Annotated in this window: 17 protein-coding genes and 1 pseudogene; 15 read left to right on the plus strand and 3 right to left on the minus strand. The window is 42.0% G+C overall.

Annotation, left to right across the window (positions count from 1 at the left end; translation table 11 throughout):
* Positions 1-61: 61 nt before the first annotated feature.
* Entirely contained in the window at positions 62-868 is an 807-nt protein-coding gene (locus tag M3I01_RS05940; protein WP_255894740.1) for a M48 family metallopeptidase, read from the minus strand.
* Between the two features lie 374 nt (positions 869-1,242).
* Between M3I01_RS05940 and M3I01_RS05945 the strand changes: the two genes are divergently transcribed.
* Both M3I01_RS05945 and M3I01_RS05950 read left to right on the plus strand, forming a co-directional pair.
* Positions 1,243-2,094, plus strand: coding sequence for an alpha/beta hydrolase (locus tag M3I01_RS05945; RefSeq protein ID WP_255894741.1), 852 nt, complete (start codon positions 1,243-1,245; stop codon positions 2,092-2,094).
* A 208-nt stretch (positions 2,095-2,302) separates the two neighbouring features.
* The gene (locus tag M3I01_RS05950; protein ID WP_255894742.1) at positions 2,303-2,560 is read left to right on the plus strand and encodes a hypothetical protein; all 258 of its coding nucleotides are present in this window, start codon (positions 2,303-2,305) and stop codon (positions 2,558-2,560) included.
* A gap of 185 nt (positions 2,561-2,745) precedes the next feature.
* Here M3I01_RS05950 and M3I01_RS05955 read toward each other — a convergent pair whose 3' ends face one another.
* Complete coding sequence (locus M3I01_RS05955) at positions 2,746-3,924, minus strand: MFS transporter (RefSeq protein ID WP_255894743.1); 1,179 nt, start codon at positions 3,922-3,924, stop codon at positions 2,746-2,748.
* A gap of 575 nt (positions 3,925-4,499) precedes the next feature.
* Between M3I01_RS05955 and thrS the strand changes: the two genes are divergently transcribed.
* From thrS to M3I01_RS06000, 9 genes and pseudogenes are all read left to right on the plus strand, one after another.
* The gene (thrS, locus tag M3I01_RS05960; protein WP_255894744.1) at positions 4,500-5,687 is read left to right on the plus strand and encodes a threonine--tRNA ligase; all 1,188 of its coding nucleotides are present in this window, start codon (positions 4,500-4,502) and stop codon (positions 5,685-5,687) included.
* A 134-nt stretch (positions 5,688-5,821) separates the two neighbouring features.
* Positions 5,822-6,743, plus strand: a pseudogene (locus M3I01_RS05965) (IS5 family transposase).
* Between the two features lie 626 nt (positions 6,744-7,369).
* Positions 7,370-8,389, plus strand: a complete 1,020-nt coding sequence (locus tag M3I01_RS05970; RefSeq protein ID WP_255894745.1) for a substrate-binding domain-containing protein — start codon at positions 7,370-7,372, stop codon at positions 8,387-8,389.
* Between the two features lie 20 nt (positions 8,390-8,409).
* Complete coding sequence (locus tag M3I01_RS05975) at positions 8,410-9,417, plus strand: ABC transporter substrate-binding protein (RefSeq protein ID WP_255894747.1); 1,008 nt, start codon at positions 8,410-8,412, stop codon at positions 9,415-9,417.
* Between the two features lie 103 nt (positions 9,418-9,520).
* A complete protein-coding gene (locus M3I01_RS05980; protein ID WP_255894748.1) occupies positions 9,521-10,333 on the plus strand; it encodes an ABC transporter permease in 813 nt (270 codons plus the stop codon).
* A 13-nt stretch (positions 10,334-10,346) separates the two neighbouring features.
* Entirely contained in the window at positions 10,347-11,123 is a 777-nt protein-coding gene (locus M3I01_RS05985) for an ABC transporter permease (RefSeq protein WP_255894749.1), read from the plus strand.
* Between the two features lie 43 nt (positions 11,124-11,166).
* Positions 11,167-12,261 carry an ABC transporter ATP-binding protein gene (locus M3I01_RS05990; protein ID WP_255894750.1) on the plus strand — a complete coding sequence of 365 codons (1,095 nt, stop codon included), beginning with the start codon at positions 11,167-11,169 and terminating at the stop codon, positions 12,259-12,261.
* Positions 12,255-13,079, plus strand: coding sequence for a phosphodiesterase (locus tag M3I01_RS05995; RefSeq protein WP_255894751.1), 825 nt, complete (start codon positions 12,255-12,257; stop codon positions 13,077-13,079). Before M3I01_RS05990 ends, M3I01_RS05995 begins: the two co-directional genes overlap by 7 nt.
* Positions 13,080-13,501: 422 nt before the next feature.
* Entirely contained in the window at positions 13,502-14,197 is a 696-nt protein-coding gene (locus tag M3I01_RS06000; protein WP_255894752.1) for a VC0807 family protein, read from the plus strand.
* Between the two features lie 70 nt (positions 14,198-14,267).
* Here the strand turns inward: M3I01_RS06000 and M3I01_RS06005 are convergent, their stop codons facing one another.
* Positions 14,268-15,161, minus strand: coding sequence for a LysR family transcriptional regulator (locus M3I01_RS06005; protein ID WP_275564973.1), 894 nt, complete (start codon positions 15,159-15,161; stop codon positions 14,268-14,270).
* A 112-nt stretch (positions 15,162-15,273) separates the two neighbouring features.
* On the opposite strand from M3I01_RS06005, the gene M3I01_RS06010 reads away from it, so the two are divergent.
* The 4 genes from M3I01_RS06010 to dgcA all read left to right on the plus strand — a co-directional run bounded on the left by M3I01_RS06010 (position 15,274) and on the right by dgcA (position 20,285).
* Positions 15,274-15,891 carry an FMN-dependent NADH-azoreductase gene (locus M3I01_RS06010; RefSeq protein WP_255894755.1) on the plus strand — a complete coding sequence of 206 codons (618 nt, stop codon included), beginning with the start codon at positions 15,274-15,276 and terminating at the stop codon, positions 15,889-15,891.
* A 597-nt stretch (positions 15,892-16,488) separates the two neighbouring features.
* Positions 16,489-17,466 carry a dipeptidase gene (locus M3I01_RS06015; RefSeq protein WP_255894757.1) on the plus strand — a complete coding sequence of 326 codons (978 nt, stop codon included), beginning with the start codon at positions 16,489-16,491 and terminating at the stop codon, positions 17,464-17,466.
* A 106-nt stretch (positions 17,467-17,572) separates the two neighbouring features.
* Positions 17,573-18,118: a DUF5943 domain-containing protein gene (locus tag M3I01_RS06020; protein WP_255894758.1), complete on the plus strand. Its 546-nt coding sequence runs from the start codon at positions 17,573-17,575 to the stop codon at positions 18,116-18,118.
* Between the two features lie 100 nt (positions 18,119-18,218).
* Entirely contained in the window at positions 18,219-20,285 is a 2,067-nt protein-coding gene (gene dgcA / locus M3I01_RS06025) for a dimethylglycine demethylation protein DgcA (RefSeq protein WP_255894759.1), read from the plus strand.
* The last annotated feature ends 148 nt before the right edge of the window (positions 20,286-20,433 follow it).

Consider the following 20,433-nt stretch of genomic DNA (forward strand, 5'->3'; position numbering starts at 1 on the left):
TAGCTATTCGCTTTTTTACCTGCCCCTAACTATTCCGATCTTATTTACCCTAGTTTAAAAATCAGTAACACTGAGGCTGTTTGTTCTGTGTAACTAAAGCATCATAAACGGCGAGATGAGGCGACATATTGGCCTGTAAGTCTTCAATTCGAGTGGCGTGAGAAGGGTGTGTCGATAGCAGTTCAGGCGTGTTGTTATTATCGCCCGCGCTCATATTCCGCCACAGCTGCACGCTTTCACGCGGGTCAAACCCTGCTTTTGCCATGTATTCTAAGCCAAGTAAATCTGCCTCAGATTCATGAGTACGGCTGAAAGGTAAAATAATGCCGACTTGAATGCCTATTCCTAGCGCTTGGAAAATGGCCTTTTTTTCCGCCGATTCTTCGCCACTGAATTGATAACCTAGGGCGAGTGCTTGGCTGGTTGCCATTTGCGTTGAAACGCGTTCGTTACCATGCCTTGCTATTACATGAGCTAATTCATGGCCCACGACGGCGGCGAGTTGTGATTGATTTTTTGCGACACTCAGCAAGCCCTTATACACACCGACTTTATAACCCGGCAAGGCGAATGCATTGACCTGTTCATCGTCAAATAAAACAACTTCCCATGACTGGTCACGATATTTATCAGGCAAAATAGCAATAATTGCGTCAGCGACACATTGTACTTGTTGACGTAACTGAGCATTGTTCGAAGCGGGTATTTCTTTTTTCATCACCGCGAATGACTCAACGCCCATTGTATCTAATTGACTATCAGGTAAGGCTATAAACTGCTTACGTCCTGTTGGCGATGCACTGCAGCCAACAAGAATAATCAGTGCTGCTGCCAGTGTGGCTTTATAAGAAAATTGTATTAACTTCATCTAGAAATCACCTTGAAAAATAACGTATGAGCAGTCGATTAATGACCATTTAACTCACCAATTTAATCCGTAAGAAACCTAATTTTTATTGCGGGAAAGAGACACAGCATGAGAGTTATCAGCACGTTATATAGCAGCATAATAACATAAATACATTAATACAGAATGTCTGAATACTACTAAAAAAGAACCATAATTATGTTTAATGCAATGATGGATTGGCGGCTTAGTGCCTGTAGGTGAATATGACAAACTGTTGAGTAAAAGAAAAATGGCACGAAATAACGGCAAGATAACTATCTGATCCCTTTATGGAGTGACTGCGTATACTTTTTTATAAGTTACAATTTATAAGCGTTCAGAGGTCAATATTGATGATGAAAAAAGTGTTTGTTGCATTGAGTTCTTTATTACTTGTCGCCTGTACTAAAGCTGGATTAGAGGTAGCAAATTGGCCCAATGCATTCAGTGATACAAAAACGATCAAAGACATTGTTTATGGTTCTGAGCCTTGGCAAAAATTAGATGTGTATGTGCCTGCACATGCTTCGACTGAACCGCTTCCGGTGGTGGTTTTCTTCTATGGCGGAAGTTGGAAAGATGGCTCAAAAGACATGTATCCATTTGTTGGAGAAATCTTTGCTAAAGAAGGCTACATCACCGTAATTGCTGATTACAGTAAGTACCCACAGGTTAAGTTTCCGACCTTTGTTGAAGATGGAGCCAAGGCGGTTGCTTGGACGTATCGACACATTACCGAATACCACGGCAATCCAGATAAGCTCTTTGTGGCAGGGCATTCTGCTGGTGCTCACATAGGCGCCTTAGTTACCGCTGACAAACATTATTTACAAGCAGAAGGTGAAACCCCTTCTATTATTAAAGCGTTTGCTGGTTTGTCCGGCCCATACGATTTTGTCCCTTATGAGGAAGATTACATAGACATGTTTGGCCCACCTGAAAATTACCCGAACATGCAAGTTTCGACCTTTATTGATGGCAAAGAGCCACCTATGTTGCTGCTTTGGGGGGCGGAAGATGCCATTGTTGGTAAAAGTAACATGGATAAATTGATTGCTAAAATTGAAGCTGAGCAGGGCGTAGTAGAAAGTCACGTCTATGCTGGAGTCGACCATGTCGGCATGTTGTCTGGTTTCATTTGGTTTTTTAAAAGTAAAGCACCGATCATCGACGACATTACTGACTTTTTTCAGCATTATAAGTAAACAAGTCAAACTTAGAGACGAAGTTAATTTCAGACATATGATGTTTTGGATTTCTCAATTTCAGCCCTAGACCTTAATCATAGTCGACTATATTGCTCGATTTTTTATTGGGTGATAATGTCATTTTATATGAAATCGAACTTTGATTAATTGCATTTATATTTAATAGAGAGGAATCTTTTTCGATAGGTATAAATCAGGAGTGAGTGTGAGAATTAAGTTATCGATACAAACACTAGCGAGTCAAGAACAAAACTTGAAGTGGTTTGCACTAGTATTAGGAATAATGAGTACGATTGCGACAATACAGGATTGGTATCCTTATACTATGTTTATCAGTCTGCCTTTTTGTTTAATATGGATTTACTGCGCTTGGCTGCACACTGAGCGTCAGCTTAAATACATTAATATTATTTTTTCTGTGTTGTATATTTACGGTATTGCCCGTTACATTATTACCAATTAAGCCTGTCTTTGCGTCAGCGCTGTTGCCTTCTTTAGATCGTTGGGTGCGCCAGCGAATGTCGTTTAAGTGGGTAAAGCTAAGCCAGCAGGACTGCTGAATTGATCGGCTTTTTTAACCATGGCGTTACATTCGCTTGGGGTTCTAATTGGGCGATAGTGCAACGCTTTAACCGTTTACGCTTGACCTTAGTTGGAAAGACTCATTTGTGTTGGCCGTTTCATACTTAGATAAACGGTCATCATCGCGATAAAAATCGCAGGCAACATTAATATATTTAATATTTCCCAACCCAGTAAGTTCTGCCAGTATCCCGCTAATATACTTGCGATAGCTGATGATCCAAATACTAGGAAATCATTTAATCCTTGTATCTTAGTTTTATCTGCAGGTTGATACGTTTGCGTTAACAAATTGGTTGCACCTATAAAGGTAAAGTTCCAACCAATACCTAGGACGACTAATGCTGTCCAAAAATACCAGTATGTCGTACCGAATTGATTTAATAAGATACAGGCAATGAGTAATAGACAACCTGTTTGAATAATATTACAGGTGCCAAATTTTTTAATCAGATACCCCGTAAAGAATGAAGGTGCAAACATGCCAAGAACGTGCCACTGAATTACACTGGCAGTGTGGCCAAAATGAAACCCATGGCTATGCATCGCAAGTGGGGTGGCGGTCATGATTAATACCATAACAGCGTATCCAATAGCGCCTGATGTAATAGATGCAATCAAAATCGGCTGACGGAGTAACGTTGTATAAGATCGAGGCGTTCCTGTTTGTTCTGCTATGTTTGCTTTTTTTAGCGGCAACGTCGCAACCAATACAGTGGTTATTGCATATAAGATGAATAGAGCCGCAAAGGCACCAATATATTGTACGTCTGGAATGATATATTCTGACCAAATTGCAAGGCTAGGCCCAAGTACTGCAGCCAGAACTCCCCCTCCCATAATCAAACTAATAGCCTGAGGGCCTTTTCCTTCAGGACAGTTCTCTATCGCTGCGAAACGGTATTGTTGGCCTATACCAATGGCAACGCCCAGTAAGAAAGTAGAGAAACAAAATAACCAAAAATCACTTTGCAATAAGGCGTAATAGGCAAGTGCTGCGCCAAATAATCCAATAATATTCCCTATTAAAAAAACCGCTTTTCTTCCAAGTAATCGAACCAATAACGCAGCGGGTAAGGTTGCACTCATTAGACCGATGAATTGCACTGCTACTGGAACAGTTGCTAGGTCTACAGATGGACTGATTTTGTTGCCAATCAAAGCGGTGACGGAAACGAGTAAAATATTTCCTGTAACTAGTAATGCTTGCCCAAGAGATAATCCCCAAACCGTTAAACCTAACATGTATCGTCCTTTTACAATTGATGCTGTACCCAAGCAAGGGCGGCGGTGTTAATAAATGCTATTTTAGCACGGAAAAATAAACTCTCTTGATGACTTTTTTCAACTCATGATGAATATACTTAATGGATGTGATCTAGGAATCGCTTTTATTGTTTAACCTTTAAAAGACGACTTGATTGCTTGTTCCTTAGTTTATGGGGCTATATTGTAAGAAATACTGCCACGAATGATGAATAAATACGAGATCACTTTTATGACGATTGGAGACTAGGAAATGGTCTATTTTCTGTGAAGAAGGTTTTTTCACTAGAAGTAAATGGCCTAATTTTTGTTGTCGTTATCTACTTTATGCCGTTGTCAGAACTTCTTTTAAGCGATAGTATGGCGTTATGAATCATCCATTAAGTTTATTCCAATACAGTACGTCTACCACCATGACCATAAGGTTGTTTGGGGGATAGCTGCTATTTGATTAAAAAAGCCCTCTGAGCGAATTGCCAGAGGGCTTTTTTAATGTCCATTTCTTGTTATTCGCTCGGAGTTTTTCACAAAAAATCTTTCATTAGGAGAAAGATATGAAAACTCATCGCGAACTCGCGGAACAGCTCGATTTATTTCATTCAGAACAGCAAGCACCAGGGATGCTATTTTGGCACCCTAATGGCTGGCATTTGTTTCAAAAAATACAAGAACACATGCGCTGCTGTTATCGTCAGTATGGCTTCAAAGAAGTGCGTACTCCTCAGCTAATGAAAAAAGAACTTTGGAAAATATCTGGTCATATGGATATGTATGCTCAAGACATGTTCTTTGGTGGCGAGCAAAATGGCGACCAAGAATACGCTTTAAAACCCATGTCTTGTCCTGCTCATATACTCATGTATAAACGTGGTGTACACAGCTATCGAGACTTACCCTTGAAGCTATTTGAATTTGGTTTGGTGCATCGTAACGAATCGTCAGGCTCACTAAATGGTTGTCTACGATTACGACAGTTTACTCAAGATGATGCGCATGTTTTTTGCGCTTGGTCTCAGGTAAAACAAGAAGTCTGTCTATTTCTTAAACGGGCGAAACAAATTTATGACGACTACGGCTATCAAGCTCTAGAGGTCAAGATCTCTACACAACCAGAGCAAGCATTAGGCGACGATGCATCGTGGCGACGGGCGGAAAACATACTTAAAGAAGCCTGTCAGGCAGAAAGCGTCCCCTTTGAGATCCAAGTAGGTGAAGGTGCTTTTTATGGCCCAAAAATAGAACTAGCGCTACAAGATGCTATGGGACGAGTTTGGCAATGCGGCACAATCCAGCTGGACTTCAATCTGCCAGAGCGTTTTGACTTAGCGTTTGATAATGAACAAGGTGAAGGGGAGCAACCTATTATCCTACACCAAGCCGTTTATGGCTCGATAGAGCGCTGGATTGGCATACTGCTCGAAGCGTCGCAAGGCGTATTACCAGAATGGATACACCCGCAACCCGTGATATTGGTCACAGTCAATGATTCTGTCTTAGACTACGCCAACCTGATACGAGCAGATCTAGAGAAACAAGACATAAATGTCTTGTGTGAGTTTAGCAACCACTCCGTTGGCCGCAAAATAAAACGCAGCTTTGAGCTTAAAATCCCCAACATAGTGATAATAGGAGAGCAAGAAGCCCAAGCGGGAAAACTGACAATCCGCAGAGGGAAACACATTGAAATGATCGACAAGGAAGAACTGATTTCCTTTTTAAAAGCCAAGCAAAATCTAAGATAAAAAGGAGAACACCATGACCAGCGAAACCAGATAGGCCGCCAAGTAATTGGCGGCCTTTTTCATTTTTAGCTTGGGAATATGCGAATAAGCCCCTCTCATGAGGCAATCGCGTTTTAAGCCTTCAAGCCTCAACTATGCCACATCAACTCACCTTTGCCGACAGCGAGTTCAACAACAAACGCCGTAAAACACGTAAAGAGGTTTTTCTTTCTCGCATGAATGAGTTGATGCCATGGGATCAACTTGAAGCGGTTGTTGAACCGTTTTATCCCAAAGCAGGCAATGGAAGAAGGCCTTATCCGCTATCTACCATGTTCCGTATTCACTGCATGCAACATTGGTACAACATGAGTGATCCAGCGATGGAAGATGCCTTGTATGAGATCACGTCCACGCGCTTATTTACTGACTTACCGTTAGATATTCTTATTACTTATTTAGATAGTTGATCACACCACCATCATGAATTTCAGGCACTTATTAGAGAAACACAAACTCTTGCGCCAGCTCTTTAAAGAAGTGAATAGATGGCTGTCTGATGCAGGCATTTACCTCAAAGAAGGCACCATTGTGGATGCGACTATTATTGAAGCGGCCAGCTCAACGAAGAATAAAGCCAAAGAAAGAGACCCTGAGATGCACCAAACTCAAAAGGGTAAGTAATGGTTCTTTGGCTTAAAAGCCCATATTGGTGTTGATGCTAGAACGGGGTTAACTCACGGCGTGAGTACAACGGCGGCCAACGTTCATAACATCACGGAAACAGTGAACCTTCTTCATGGCGAAGCGTGTTTTGTCTCGGCGGGTTCTGGCTATCGTGGCGCTCAAAAGAGAGAAGAGTTAAAAGGTGTCAAAGCAGACTGGGTGATTGCAGCTGATTTTTAGGGAATTAGCCGAGCAAAAGTCGATCATCCCTTTAGAATCATCAAGTGTCAGTTTGGTTTTAGAAAAGCTATTTATCGTGGGTTAGCTAAAAATGACAGTAAGCTCGCCATGCTGTTTACTCTTGCCAACGTGTTTCGAGTTGACCCGAGCCGCAAGGGGGTAATCCGTTAAAAAACCACTAAACAAGGTTCAATTATCTTGTTTAGTGGTAGAAAAGTGATAAACCAGCCACATTACTGACTGCCATTGGGCTTTTCAGAATGTTAGGCGCGCCGCTCAACTTGATCGCATGTTCCCTAGGAATAGCTTCTATTTTCTAACCTTTAAAAGACGAATAAGTCGCTTTATTACTTGATCGTTTTTCATTGTGATGCACGTTGATTTGGCGTTGTTCTAATATTTTTTAGTCGCTGAATACTTTGTGATTCAGTTCATCTGATTGACTCTATATTTGTGCGAAGGCCGGCTTTACGTATTTTATTCATATAACTGTTTTTTACTAAGGGCTCCTATTTCCTTTTTTTGCGTTCACACAGATATGGGTCTTCAGTCCAAATATTCATGAGTTTCTGGTATGGCCTCACCGTTATAGACATTTCAGTATTTTTTTGCTTTTTTTATTGTTTGATTTTCGTATGAAACAATTACGTTTCAGAGGTTAAAGTTCAACATTCATTCGATAAATGACCGTTATGTTCTTCTATCTTGCTGCTAATTGCTTTTAACTGTCATAAATTCGTCACGTGATTTTTCTATACTTCGCTGCATCTGAGAGTGGTATCGGAAGGTTAGCAGTCATGAATATTAAAGATGTAGCGGCGTTAGCAGGCGTTTCTCCTGCGACAGTCTCAAGATGCTTGAATAATACAGGGCCATTGAGTAGCGAAACACGAACTCGTATTGAAAAAATCATTGACTTGACAGGTTACGATGCCAATAAAGCTTCTAAACAAGTGGACTGGAATCATAACCCTACTATTGGCGTGATGATTCCGAGTCTGCTTAACCCCGTTTTTTCAGAAATTGTTGCCGGTATTCAACAGCGAGCTCGTCACTTTGGCTACTCTGTGATTGTGGTAGACACCCAATACGAGCTCAGCCGAGAGAGGCAAGCGATTATTGATCTGATTCGACAACGTGTCGTGGGTGTTATTCTTACCACGGCCTCTGTAGAAAATAACGAGGCCTTATCCTTACTGCGTGAATTCCGTTTTCCTTTTTGTCTTGTTCATAACCAATCCCCAGATGAGCCGTGTGTGTATGTGGACAACTATCAAGCGGGGTGGGATGTCGCTGATCAATTACTGGCTTTAGGCCATCAAAAAACTGGCATGGTTGCAGGACGTTTTCAGTCTTCCGATAGAGCTAAGCAGCGTTACTTAGGTTTTACCGACCGTCTCAAACAAGAAACACTCTTACCTCCTATGCAGTTGGTTGAAGTTGATCAGTATGCGCTCACACCATTTGACCAAACTCAAGGATCTTTCTTTGATTCGCTTTCAGCGCCAACAGCATGGTTTTGCAGTAATGACTTGCTGGCCTTGAAGCTGGTGAATCATCTTAAAACGCAAGGTATCGCTATTCCAGAAATGGTATCAGTCGTCGGCTTTGATGGCATGGCGCTCGGACAAATTCTTTACCCACCTCTTGCTACGATTCAAGTTCCTCATCACACGATGGGGTTGTATGCGGTGGATTTATTGTTCAACAGCAAGCACAAAACAACGCTTCCTTTAACTAAGCAGCTAGATTATCAACCCCACTTTGTGGGAACCATGGCTGAGTGTCAGCCGCCAACAATGCGACGTGTTCTTTAAAAATAGCAGGAGAGAGTTTAATGAGTGTCTTTAAAAAGGTAACTAAGCTGGCCGTTCTATCGCTAGGGCTCAGCGCAGGAGCGTCTTACGCAGCGGATGCGATTTGTTATAACTGTCCGCCAGAGTGGGCGAATTGGGGCGGGCAGCTTGAGTTAATTAAAAAAGACTTAGGTATTTCCATTCCGATGGATAATAAAAATTCAGGCCAAACTTTGTCACAGCTGGTGGCTGAAAAAAATAGCCCTGTAGCCGATGTTGCGTATTACGGTGTGTCTTTCGGTATTAAGGCCGCTGAGATAGGTGTGGTAGACGCTTATAAACCGAAAAACTGGGATAAAATTCCAGCAGGTTTGAAAGACCCTGATGGTAAATGGTTTGCGATTCACTCTGGCACCATTGGTTTTTTTGTCAATAAAGATGCGCTTGATGGCCGCCCAGTACCGCAATCATGGGATGAGCTTCTAAAACCGGAATACAAGGGAATGGTAGCCTATCTTGATCCGACTAGCGCATTTGTTGGTTACGCTGGTGCGGTAGCGATTAACCAATCGTTTGGTGGCGATATGAATGATTTCACGCCAGCCATTAATTACTTTAAAAAACTGGCTGAGAATCGCCCAATCGTGCCTAAGCAAACGGCTTACGCTCGTGTGATCTCGGGCGAAATCCCCATTCTTCTCGATTACGATTTCAATGCTTACCGCGCCAAATACAAAGACGGCGTTAACGTTGCTTTTGTGATTCCTAAAGAAGGTTCTGTTGTTGTGCCTTACGTGATGAGCGCGGTGAAGAATTCACCAAACCCTAAAAACGGTCACAATGTATTAGATTTTGTCCTGTCGGATAAAGGTCAAGCCGTATGGGCAGAAGCCTATCTTCGACCTGTCATCTCCTCTGCTATGACGCCTGAAATTGAAGCGAAATTCTTGCCAGCGTCAGATTACCAGCGAGCAAAAACGGTCGACTTTGCCAAGATGGCTGAAGCACAAAGCGGTTTTGCTCAGCGCTATTTGAATGAAGTTCGTTAATTAACGAGGGATCATAAGGCAAAGAGCGAGATTTTGTTCTTTGTCTTATGAAGGCCCTAACGAATAAAAAGCCTTATCAAAAAGATTTTGTGGCGAAGAAAATATGAAGCAAAGCAAGCAATATTATCTATTAATTATCCCTGTTGTGATTATCTGTGTAGCCTTTTTTTTACTGCCAATGGTTAAGTTGTTGTGGCTGTCATTAGCGGAACAGAATGGCATCAGCTATTGGTATATTTTAACGAAACCCATGTACCTAAAAAGTCTTTTATCGACGTTTTTATTATCTTTCGTTGTGACCATCGCCAGTTTAGTTATCGCCACTATGGTGGGTTTATTTTTGACGCGTTATGAGTTTAAAGGCAAATCTTTATTGGTTGCCATGTTGAGTTTCCCTTTGGTGTTTCCGGGCGTAGTGATTGGTTTTTTTGTGATCATGTTGGCGGGGAGACAAGGTTTATTTGCCGAACTGGGGCTCGCTCTTGTTGGCGAACGCTGGACCTTGGCTTATTCCATTTCTGGCCTCTTTATTGGCTATTTATATTTCTCTATTCCTCGTGTGGTGCTGACTGTTATGGGGGCGGCGGAAAAATTAGATTATAACCTGATTGAAGCGGGCCGTTCTTTAGGGGCAAATCGTTGGCAATTGCTGCGAGATGTGACATTGCCGGCGCTGACTCCGGGCTTAATTTCTTCTGGCTCTATTTGTTTTGCCACCTCCATGGGGGCCTTCGGTACGGCTTTTACCTTAGCGACGAATCTTAATGTGTTACCAATGACGATCTATACCGAATTTACGCTCAATGCGAATTTTGCCATGGCGGCTGCATTGAGTTTGATTCTTGGCTTTATCACCTGGCTTTGTTTGACCATCGCTCGTCGCCAAGGTGGTTCGTCGTTGGGAATGGGGGGTTAATATGAAAAGGGGGATGTATTTTTATCTGCAACTTGCTTTTACTCTACTAGTTTGTGCGTTTTTGATTGTGCCTGTTTTTATGTCTATTACGGCTGGGCTTACCAGCAATTATTTTGTGGGTATTAAGAGCGGTTTTACTTTTCGCTGGATCATTCAGGTTTGGGGACTCTACTCAGATACGATTTGGTTGACCATGAAGATAGCCTTGGTAACTACTTTAATTAATCTCTGTGTGGGCGTGCCTTGTGCTTACTATCTTGCACGAACTCGGAGTAAGTTCTCTGCGTTTTTGGATGAATGTTTGACCTTACCGATTGCCATTCCGGGCATGGCGATTGCGCTTGGTCTAATTTCAGTATACGGCGGTTTTAGTGATTTTCGTATGAGCTGGTTATTTATCTTGGTGGGTCATGTGATTTTTACCTTACCATTTATGGTTAAGTCGGTGCTGGCTGTGTTGCAAAGCATTAACTTTCGGTTGTTGGAAGAAGGTGCTGCCAGTTTAGGGGCAAGTTTTTGGCAACGTTTTTTTCATGTAATTGTACCAAATTGTAAAACGGGCATTGTTAGCGGCATTTTAATGACGCTGACGTTATCTGCGGGAGAATTTAATTTGACGTGGATGCTACATACTCCGATTACTAAAACTTTACCGGTTGGTTTAGCAGACTCTTATGCCTCAATGCGTTTGGAAGTGAGCTCAGCATATACATTGATTTTCCTGGGCATGATTTTGCCTTTACTGATCGCTGCACAATGGCTTAATCGCAAACCTAAGCGTCCGGCTTAGTTCGGACTAAGGGCATCTATAAATGAATAAGATAGGCACTAACATGAAAAATGTATCGACGAGTGTGGAAATTACCTTAAAGCAGGTACAGAAAACTTTTTCGGATGGCACATTGGCGCTTAAGCCTCTTGATCTACATATCGAGAAAGGTGAGATTCTGGTGCTACTTGGACCATCTGGCTGCGGTAAAACGACCACTTTACGTTTGATTGCGGGCTTAGAATTTTGCGACCAAGGTGGTGAAATTCACTTTGGCGAACGTGATGTAACACAAATTGCTATTGAGCAGCGTAGAGTCGGTATGGTTTTTCAATCCTACGCACTGTTTCCCAATATGAATGTCAGCGACAACATTGCTTATGGCTTGCGAGTGCGTGGTGAAAGCAAAGTGAACAAAGACAAAAAAGTCCAAGAGATGCTTGATATGTTCGATTTGCAAGCTTATTCCCATCGCAGTGTCGACCAATTATCTGGTGGTCAACGCCAGCGTGTAGCATTGGCTCGAGCTATTATTACCGAGCCTGAGGTCTTGTTGCTTGATGAGCCTTTATCTGCCTTAGATGCTTTGTTGAAAAAGCGCTTGCGTACTGACATCAATGCCTTGTTAAAGCGTTTAGGTATTACCGCTGTGTACGTGACTCATGACCAGGAAGAGGCAATGGCAATGGGTGATCGTATCGCCATATTAGATCATGGTGAAATTGTTCAAATTGGTACGGCCGAAGACATTTACTTGTCTCCAAAAAGTGAATTTGTGGCGAATTTTATTGGTCAGATGAATCATTTTGATGGTCAATTACAAGGTCAGAATTTGTCGTTTGGGACGCATTCTCTCCCTTTGTCTGCAGCGCTTTATGAACCGTATTCAGAAGGAGAGCGACTTCGTTGCATGTCACGTCCAGAAGATATTCGTTTAATGACGTTTGAAGATGCCAGTGTAAAAGGCGCCGTATCTCAAAGTGTTTTTTTGGGAGACAGAACCCGAGTGTTAGTTGAAGTAGAAGGGCAGAATAATTTAATTCATGTGGACTGTTTTGAACGAAAACGCTACGCCAAAGGGGATCGGGTGGGGCTGATTATTCCATCTACTCGTCTTGTGTTATTACCGACTGAACAGCGTGAGAGTGCTATATGTTAATTGCACAGCTAACAGATTTACATATAAAGAAACAGGGGAAAATCGCATACCAAAAAGTCGATACCTTGGAGTGTCTAAAAAATGCGGTTGCTCATATTAATAGCCTTTCACCTCAGCCAGATTGGGTTATTGTCACGGGCGATTTAGGGGATTTTGGTACACCTGAGGAATACGACGTGTTAGTCCCAGAGCTGAAAAAGCTGAAGGTTCCAATCAAAGTTGTGCCAGGTAACCATGACCATAGAGATCATCTTCGCGTTGCTTTTGATGGGTTGGCGAGTTTTGATCACTCAGAATTTTGTCATTTTTCACAAATTTCCGAGGACTATCACCTTCTTGGTTTGGATACATCTGTACTTGGAAAACCTTATGGACAGTTAGCGCCTGAGTCTTTACTTTGGTTGTCAGAGCAGCTTTTGGCTCATACTGAGTTACCGACGCTTATTTTTCTTCATCACCCGCCTATGGAAGTGGGGATAGATCATATGGATGTACAAAAACTTCTAAACGATGAAGCGTTATGGCAAGTTGTTAAGCATCATACGCAGGTCACAGGCCTCGTTGCAGGACATTTGCATCGTTCGATTTGCGCAACATGGCATGGTTTGCCTGTTTGGGTTGGACCGTCTCATAGCCATGCTGTGACTTTAGATTTAAACTCTAATGCGCCATCAAGCTTTTCTTTAGAGCCGCCGGCTATTCAACTGTTCAAACTCAAACCGAATAGTGTTACAGGTCATATAAGTTACATCATATCGAAAGATGACGTGGTTGGGCCGTTTCCCTTTTTTGATGAAAATAATAAGTTGATTGATTGATTGCACTTAATTTTCTTTAGCAATAAGTAGCAATCAAACTCAAAAAAAGGCGTAGTGGTTCTTAGCTTTAAAGGCCATATATTCGTATGGTCATGAGGGCTCAATTGACTTGAAATATAAGTATCACTGGACTTCCCAGAGGTTGCTAAACCTTAGTTGGTTATTAAAATACAACTTTTCGAACTTTGCAGATGACACCACTTCTATAAAGTCCAAAAAATAACCCCTCCCTAACCCTCTCCTTGGAAGGCAAAGGGGAGGGTGTAGTGGTCAAGTAAAGCTGGTTCCCGAGATCGACAGAGTTTGGATAAAACCCACAAAACCTCTGGCACTTCTTACTAAAAACATTGTCTATGACACCCAATGCACTTTTTCCTTTATGATAGTCGCCATTAGAATTTGAACTTGGAATCCATAACATTATGAATAACTCTTCTACACACAAGCCACGTCCGATGGTGGATCTGATCGTCAGTGTCGTTTTACCGTCTTTAATTTTAATGAAGTTAAGTGGTGAAGATAAGTTGGGCGTTAGCGGAGGTTTGATCGCGGCGTTAGCGTTTCCCCTTGGTTGGGGGCTTTTTGAGTTAATAAAATATAAGAAGTTTAACTTCATCGCTTTGTTGGGGTTAGTGAGCGTTTTACTGACGGGCAGCATCGGTTTGTTCGAGTTGGACAATAAATGGTTGGCGATTAAGGAAGCGTCGATTCCTGCGATAATAGGCATTGCAGTGCTAGTGTCTACTTTCACACCGTATCCTTTGATTCGAGCTCTATTGTTTAACGCGTCAATAATGGACGTCGAGACTATTAAGCAAAAGCTAGAAGAGAACCACAGTACTGCCGCGTTTGAAAAAACCTTGATGAAGGCAACGTATTTTATAGCGGGTTCGTTTGCTTTTTCAGCCACGATGAATTACATACTCGCCAAATGGATTGTCACCAGCCCTGCTGGAACCGAAGCGTTTAACGAAGAGCTGGGTCAGATGACGTTATACAGTTATCCAATGATCGCTATTCCATCGATGATCATGATGTTGGGTGTGTTTTATTATCTGTGGCGTAACATTCATAAAGCCACAGGGTTGAAGTTAGAAGACTTATTAGTAAAAAAATAATCCTACCCTCCGCTTCCCCTTGTAATAAGGGGGAAGGTGCTAAACCATGTCCTACCACAGCCATATATATTTACTCCATTTTACTAACCAAAAAATCAATAAAGCTTCTCACTTTTGATGGCATATATTTACGGTTCGGATAAATCAAAAATAGGTCTACTGTTACAGGAAGTAAATCATCAAACAACAGAATTAAATTTCTTTTTTTTATTTCATCGGTTAAAACCAACTTTGGTACTCTTGCAATACCTTGCCCAGCTATACACAGTGCCAATTCCATTTCAGCGCTGTTGGTTATTAAGTGGCTGTCTACTTTTATTGTGATTTTCCGGCCTGACTTTTCTTGGTATTGCCAGATATTATGATTAACAGTAGAGCGGAAATTAATAGTGCGATGATGAACTAATTCATTAGGAGATTGAGGCGTCCCCCATTGCTCTAAATAACTTGGTGCTGCAATGGTAACTATATCGACACTGGTTAATTTCCGACTAACTAAGCTTGAATCAGGCAGTTGTTCTGAGGCTCGCAGCGCCAAATCATAACCATCAGCGACGACATCAACTAATTGATCATTCAACTCTAGTTCAATAATTACCTGCGGATATAGATTCATGTATTCACTTAATATCGGTCGTATCTTTGCTAAGGCAAAACTTACAGGGCAACTCACGCGTAAATTTCCTTTTGGGGTAAGTTGCTGCCCGCTTAATTGGCGCTCTACTTGTAAGGCATCTGAGATGATGTTTTGGCATTGTCGATAATAGATTTCACCTGCTGCAGTTAGGCTAATTTGTCGAGTGGTACGATTGAGTAATCTGACGCCTAAGCGATTTTCAAGTTTGTTTATTTCACCACTGATATAGGATTTGCTGTGGTTTAGTAAAGTGGCCGCTTGAGTAAAGCTGCCACAATCAGCAACCTGTTTAAAAGTCACAATGCCATTTAATAATTGAGTATCCATAATTCACTCTAATTGATAGTCATATGAGAACAATCATTGCATAAATAGGTAATTAATCACAATAAGAGAATGATATAGACTTTCCTTTCTTAAATTAGCAGAAGTAAATTATATGAAAAATGTTCTCATACTTAACTCAAGCCCAATCCCTAAAGAAAGTATTTCAACTAAGCTAACCTCATTTTTTGAACAAGAATTATTAACCATGAAAGGGTTTAATATTTTCACTCGCGATCTTGGCGTAACACCGCCAAGCCATTTAACGGCATTAGCATTATCTGGTTTTTTTAATGACCCAAGCGAGCACAATGGAGATCAAAAACAAGCATTAAGCGAAGGTTTATTGTTAATCAGAGAACTAGAGAATGCAGATATAGTAATCATTGGTTCGGCTATGCATAACCATACAGTGACATCTGGTTTAAAAGCTTATATAGACCAAGTCACACGTCCAGGCTTAACCTTTCAGTATAAAGCGGATGGACCTCATGGACTTTTAACCAATAAACAGGTGTTTGTCATCATTTCAGCGGGTGGTGATTACAGTTCAGAAGAGACGAAAAAAACGGATTTTGTAACCCCATTACTAAAAGAAGTGTTAGGGTTTATTGGTTTAGATAACATCCAATTTATTCCTGTTTTTGGCTCCTTCTTAGGAAATAAAACGTCTGAGAAAAATCAAAATATCGCTAAACAATCCATTGTAAAAGCCGTAAAGCAGCTACAATAAAATGCTTCTGCTTATTAGCTGAAATAGACTGTTTGATCTTTGCTACAGGATTTTTTTTGAAATAGATATTAGGAGGGTATAGGAAAGATCTACGTCAATCGAACTTACCATCATGTTTACTCAATCAGATCAGAACAGTTGACTTATCTTGGGTGCCAAAGTGTTTCTGGGGCTGTTTATAGTGATTTTAAAAGGCATTGTGGCATACGTTGCGTTCGCTTAACTGGCTGTGTGTTTGACGCTGTCATAATAAAGTATTTTTTATGGCAGCGTGTTTCAGGATCGGACACACGAAAGAAGTAAGGCGCTAACGCTCTAAAGCGACCTTTTGGTAACTTTTGTATTCTTCCTTATTAAACCGTGAGCAAAAGTTATGCTCTCAACAGAGCGGAATAAAGGTTAGGACTATAATGCGTTTAAATGGAACCAAAGCTTGTAATCACTAACCTTCCCCGTAAAAAAGAGACAGGAATTCATCTCGTCGTCTCAAGTCGCTTTTAGTGTTCCTCTAGTCGTTTACAGCCTGCTTCCTTTCTTCCCGAAAAATTACACTGAGTTCATTGATGTTTACCCACGTTTGATCGGTAAGGAAAAACAATGAACGCAGCAGAGATACACGACAAAGCGATTGTGATTGATGGTTTAATTTGTGCGAAGTGGAATCGCGAATTATTTGAAGACATGTCGAAGGGTAAGTTAACGGCCGCGAATTGTACGGTGTCTTTCTGGGAAAATTTCGAAGGCACGGTACGAAACGTGGTTGAGATGAACCAGTTGATCGACGCCAATAGCGACCTGCTTCTCAAGGTTTATACCACCAAAGACATCTATCGTGCGAAAGCGGAAGGCAAAACCGGTGTAATGATGGGCTTTCAAAACGCGCATGCGTTCGAAGATCAAATCGGTTATGTGCAGATATTCAAAGACCTTGGCGTTGGCATTGTGCAGATGTGCTACAACACGCAAAATTTGGTCGGCACCGGTTGTTATGAACGCGATGGCGGTTTGTCTGGCTATGGTCGGGAAATTGTCGCGGAGATGAACCGTGTTGGTATGTTGTGTGATTTGTCTCACGTTGGTCCGAATACGGCGAAAGAAGTCATCATCGAATCAAAAAAACCTGTCGCTTATTCTCATTGTTTACCTTCTGGTCTAAAAGAACACCCACGCAACCGCAGTGACGAAGAGCTTAAGTTTATTGCAGACAATGGTGGTTTTGTCGGCGTTACTATGTTTGCTCCTTTCTTAAAAGCCGGTATTAACGCAACCATTGACGACTACGTGGAAGCCATTCAATACATCTACAACATTGTTGGTGAAGACGCGATTGGTATTGGTACTGACTTTACTCAAGGTCATGGCTATGACTTCTTCGAGTACTTAACGCACGATAAAGGCTACGCACGCCGTTTGACGCGCTTTGGCGAAATTATCAATCCGCTCGGTATGCGAACCGTTGGTGACTTTCCAAATTTGACCGAAGCCTTGTTGAAGCATGGTTTTAGTGAACGTCAGGTTTGTAAAATCATGGGCGACAATTGGGTGAATCTGTTACGCGAAGTCTGGGGCGAGTAGTAAATCGACGGTTCAGAGTGATCACTTGCGACGCTTTTAATGGTTTTTTAGAAAGACATATTTTTTTGAAATGTAAACAATTCAGAATAATTTTTGAGGAAGTAAAATGGGAACTCATGCACCAGAAATGCCGATCAGTGTCGATGACGAAACCGGTGTTTGGAATACCGATGCTTTGCCAATGCTGTATGTGCCACGGCACTTTTTTGTTAATAACCATATGGGTATTGAAGAAGAGATTGGCGCCGAGCGTTACGCCGATATTCTTTATAAAGCGGGCTATAAATCAGCGTACCACTGGTGTGAAAAAGAAGCTGAGTTGCACGATTTTACGGGTGATGAAGTTTGGCATCACTATTTGAAACGCCTTTCTCAACGCGGCTGGGGTTTTTTTATTACCGAGTCGTTGGATGTTGAAAAAGGTACCGCAAAAGTACGCTTAGAAAACTCAGCCTTTGTTTACCATTACTTTAAAGAACATGGCTGCAAGGTGAATCGCAAGATCGATTATATGTTTACCGGTTGGTTTGCTGGTGCGTTAGATCAAATTGCAGAAAGCCAAGGTTTGCCCATTCGTACTAAAGCAGAACAGACTCAAAGTGCAGCCGAAGAAGGCTGTGATGTAGGTTATTTTGAAGTAGTACCTCTGTGATTTTTAAACCAACCTAAAAAAACATACGGCTATCACGGGCAGGTGATGGCTGAAATTATATTCGAGAAGTTAAAAGTCGTTTTCAATAAGGCAGGATGTTATGTCCCAGTATGATGCGTTGTTCGAACCACTAAATATTAATAAATTAACCATCCGCAATCGTATTGTTAGTACGGCTCATGCTGAGGTGTATGCCACTGATGGCGGCATGACAACAGAGCGTTACGTAAAATATTACGAAGAAAAAGCCAAAGGTGGCTGTGGTCTTTGTATTTGTGGTGGCTCCAGTGTGGTGTCTATCGATAGCCCACAAAGCTGGTGGAGTTCGGTCAATCTATCGACAGATCGCATCATTCCTCACTTTCAAAACCTTGCCGATGCCGTGCATAAACATGGCGGTAAGATAATGATCCAGATTTCTCATATGGGTCGTCGTTCTCGTTGGGATGGTGAAAACTGGCCTAACCTAATGTCCCCTTCTGGTATTCGTGAGCCGGTTCACCGTGCGACCTGTAAAACTATTGAAGTAGAAGAAATGTGGCGCGTAATTGGTGACTTTGCTCAAGCCGCGCGTCGTGCAAAAGAAGGTGGACTAGACGGTGTTGAATTGTCTGCTGTTCACCAACATATGATAGATCAGTTCTGGTCACCACGTGTAAATAAACGTACCGACGAATGGGGTGGCACGTTTGAAGGCCGTATGAAGTTTGGTATGGAAGTGCTGAAAGCCGTTCGTGCCGAAGTCGGTCCAGATTTTGCTGTGGGCATGCGCATCACGGGTGATGAATTCCATCCTGATGGCTTGGGCCATGAAGAAATGAAGAAAATTGCTCAATACTACGATGCGACTGGCATGGTGGATTACTTTGGTGTGGTTGGATCTGGTTGTGATACTCACAACACGTTGGCTAACGTTATTCCAAACATGAGCTATCCGCCTGAGCCTTTCTTGTATTTGGCTGCAGGCATCAAAGAAGTGGTTAATGTTCCTGTGATCCACGCACAAAACATCAAAGATCCGAATCAGGCTAAACGTATTCTTGAGGCGGGTTACGTGGACTTTGTTGGTATGACTCGTGCTCATATTGCTGATCCACACTTCATTGCCAAAATCAAGATGGATCAAGTTGATCAAATTCGTCAGTGTGTTGGCGCAAACTATTGTATCGACCGTCAGTATCAAGGTTTGGATGTATTGTGTATTCAGAATGCGGCGACATCCCGCGAATACATGGGCTTGCCACATGTAATTGAGAAAACGTCAGGCGTTATTCGTAATGTACTTGTTGTTGGTGGTGGTCCTGGTGGATTGGAAGCCGCGCGAGTTGCAGCAGAACGTGGTCACAAAGTGACTTTGCTTGAGAGAGCAGAAGAGCTGGGTGGTCAGCTAGTGTTTGCATCCAAAGCCCCTCAGCGTGATCAAATCGCGGGTATTACTCGTTGGTTGGTGATGGAAGTGGAACGCTTGGGTGTGAACGTGCGTTTAAATACGTCAGCTGATGAAACCATGGTTAAAGAGCTCAACCCAGATGTGTGTATTTTGGCGACAGGTGGTCGTCCATTTGTTGAACAGAATGAAGAGTGGGGCGCAGCGGAAGGTTTGATTGTTTCTTCTTGGGATATTCTAAGTGGAAAAGTTGAGCCAGGTAAAAATGTCTTGGTATACGACACAATTTGCGAATTCTCAGGTATGTCAGTAGCCGATTACTTGGCTTCTAAAGGCTCTTTGGTTGAATTGGTAACCGACGATATTAAACCAGGTGTTGGTGTTGGTGGTACTACATTCCCAACGTACTACCGCTCTTTGTACGAGCGTGAAGTTATCATGACGTCAGATATGCTTTTAGACAAAGTATATCGTGAAGGCAACAGCTTAGTTGCAGTGCTTGAGAATGAATATACTGCTCAGAAAGAAGAGCGTGTTGTTGATCAAGTCGTGATAGAGAACGGTACTCGTCCAAACGAGGAATTGTACTACGCATTAAAATCAAGCTCATGTAATAAAGGCCAAATTGATAACGAAGCTTTGTTTGATATCAAGCCTCAGCCAGTGCTGAGTGGTGGATCAGATGAGGGCATGATCTTGTGGCGTCTGGGGGATTGTGTATCTCAGCGTAACGTTCATGCGGCTATGTATGATGCTCTTCGCCTTTGCAAAGACTTGTAGGGGGGCGATTACTACGCTCGTAAATACAGGGTTAAAAATGAACTCGAACTGCTCATTTATAGTTATAAACTGCGCTTTCTTGTTCATTTTTGCCTCGTCTTTACTTCGCTGGTGAAATCGCTAATGCATATATTAGTAAATACTGTAT

It is taken from the genome of Marinomonas maritima (assembly GCF_024435075.2).
Lineage (GTDB): Bacteria > Pseudomonadota > Gammaproteobacteria > Pseudomonadales > Marinomonadaceae > Marinomonas > Marinomonas maritima.

Coding starts and splice junctions, on each gene's coding strand:
- M3I01_RS05940 (WP_255894740.1), bottom strand. CDS start 868: ATGAAGTTAATACAATTTTCTTATAAAGCCACACTGGCAGCAGCACTG.
- M3I01_RS05945 (WP_255894741.1), top strand. CDS start 1,243: ATGATGAAAAAAGTGTTTGTTGCATTGAGTTCTTTATTACTTGTCGCC.
- M3I01_RS05955 (WP_255894743.1), bottom strand. CDS start 3,924: ATGTTAGGTTTAACGGTTTGGGGATTATCTCTTGGGCAAGCATTACTA.
- thrS (WP_255894744.1), top strand. CDS start 4,500: ATGAAAACTCATCGCGAACTCGCGGAACAGCTCGATTTATTTCATTCA.
- M3I01_RS05970 (WP_255894745.1), top strand. CDS start 7,370: ATGAATATTAAAGATGTAGCGGCGTTAGCAGGCGTTTCTCCTGCGACA.
- M3I01_RS05975 (WP_255894747.1), top strand. CDS start 8,410: ATGAGTGTCTTTAAAAAGGTAACTAAGCTGGCCGTTCTATCGCTAGGG.
- M3I01_RS05980 (WP_255894748.1), top strand. CDS start 9,521: ATGAAGCAAAGCAAGCAATATTATCTATTAATTATCCCTGTTGTGATT.
- M3I01_RS05985 (WP_255894749.1), top strand. CDS start 10,347: ATGTATTTTTATCTGCAACTTGCTTTTACTCTACTAGTTTGTGCGTTT.
- M3I01_RS05990 (WP_255894750.1), top strand. CDS start 11,167: ATGAAAAATGTATCGACGAGTGTGGAAATTACCTTAAAGCAGGTACAG.
- M3I01_RS05995 (WP_255894751.1), top strand. CDS start 12,255: ATGTTAATTGCACAGCTAACAGATTTACATATAAAGAAACAGGGGAAA.
- M3I01_RS06000 (WP_255894752.1), top strand. CDS start 13,502: ATGAATAACTCTTCTACACACAAGCCACGTCCGATGGTGGATCTGATC.
- M3I01_RS06005 (WP_275564973.1), bottom strand. CDS start 15,161: ATGGATACTCAATTATTAAATGGCATTGTGACTTTTAAACAGGTTGCT.
- M3I01_RS06010 (WP_255894755.1), top strand. CDS start 15,274: ATGAAAAATGTTCTCATACTTAACTCAAGCCCAATCCCTAAAGAAAGT.
- M3I01_RS06015 (WP_255894757.1), top strand. CDS start 16,489: ATGAACGCAGCAGAGATACACGACAAAGCGATTGTGATTGATGGTTTA.
- M3I01_RS06020 (WP_255894758.1), top strand. CDS start 17,573: ATGGGAACTCATGCACCAGAAATGCCGATCAGTGTCGATGACGAAACC.
- dgcA (WP_255894759.1), top strand. CDS start 18,219: ATGTCCCAGTATGATGCGTTGTTCGAACCACTAAATATTAATAAATTA.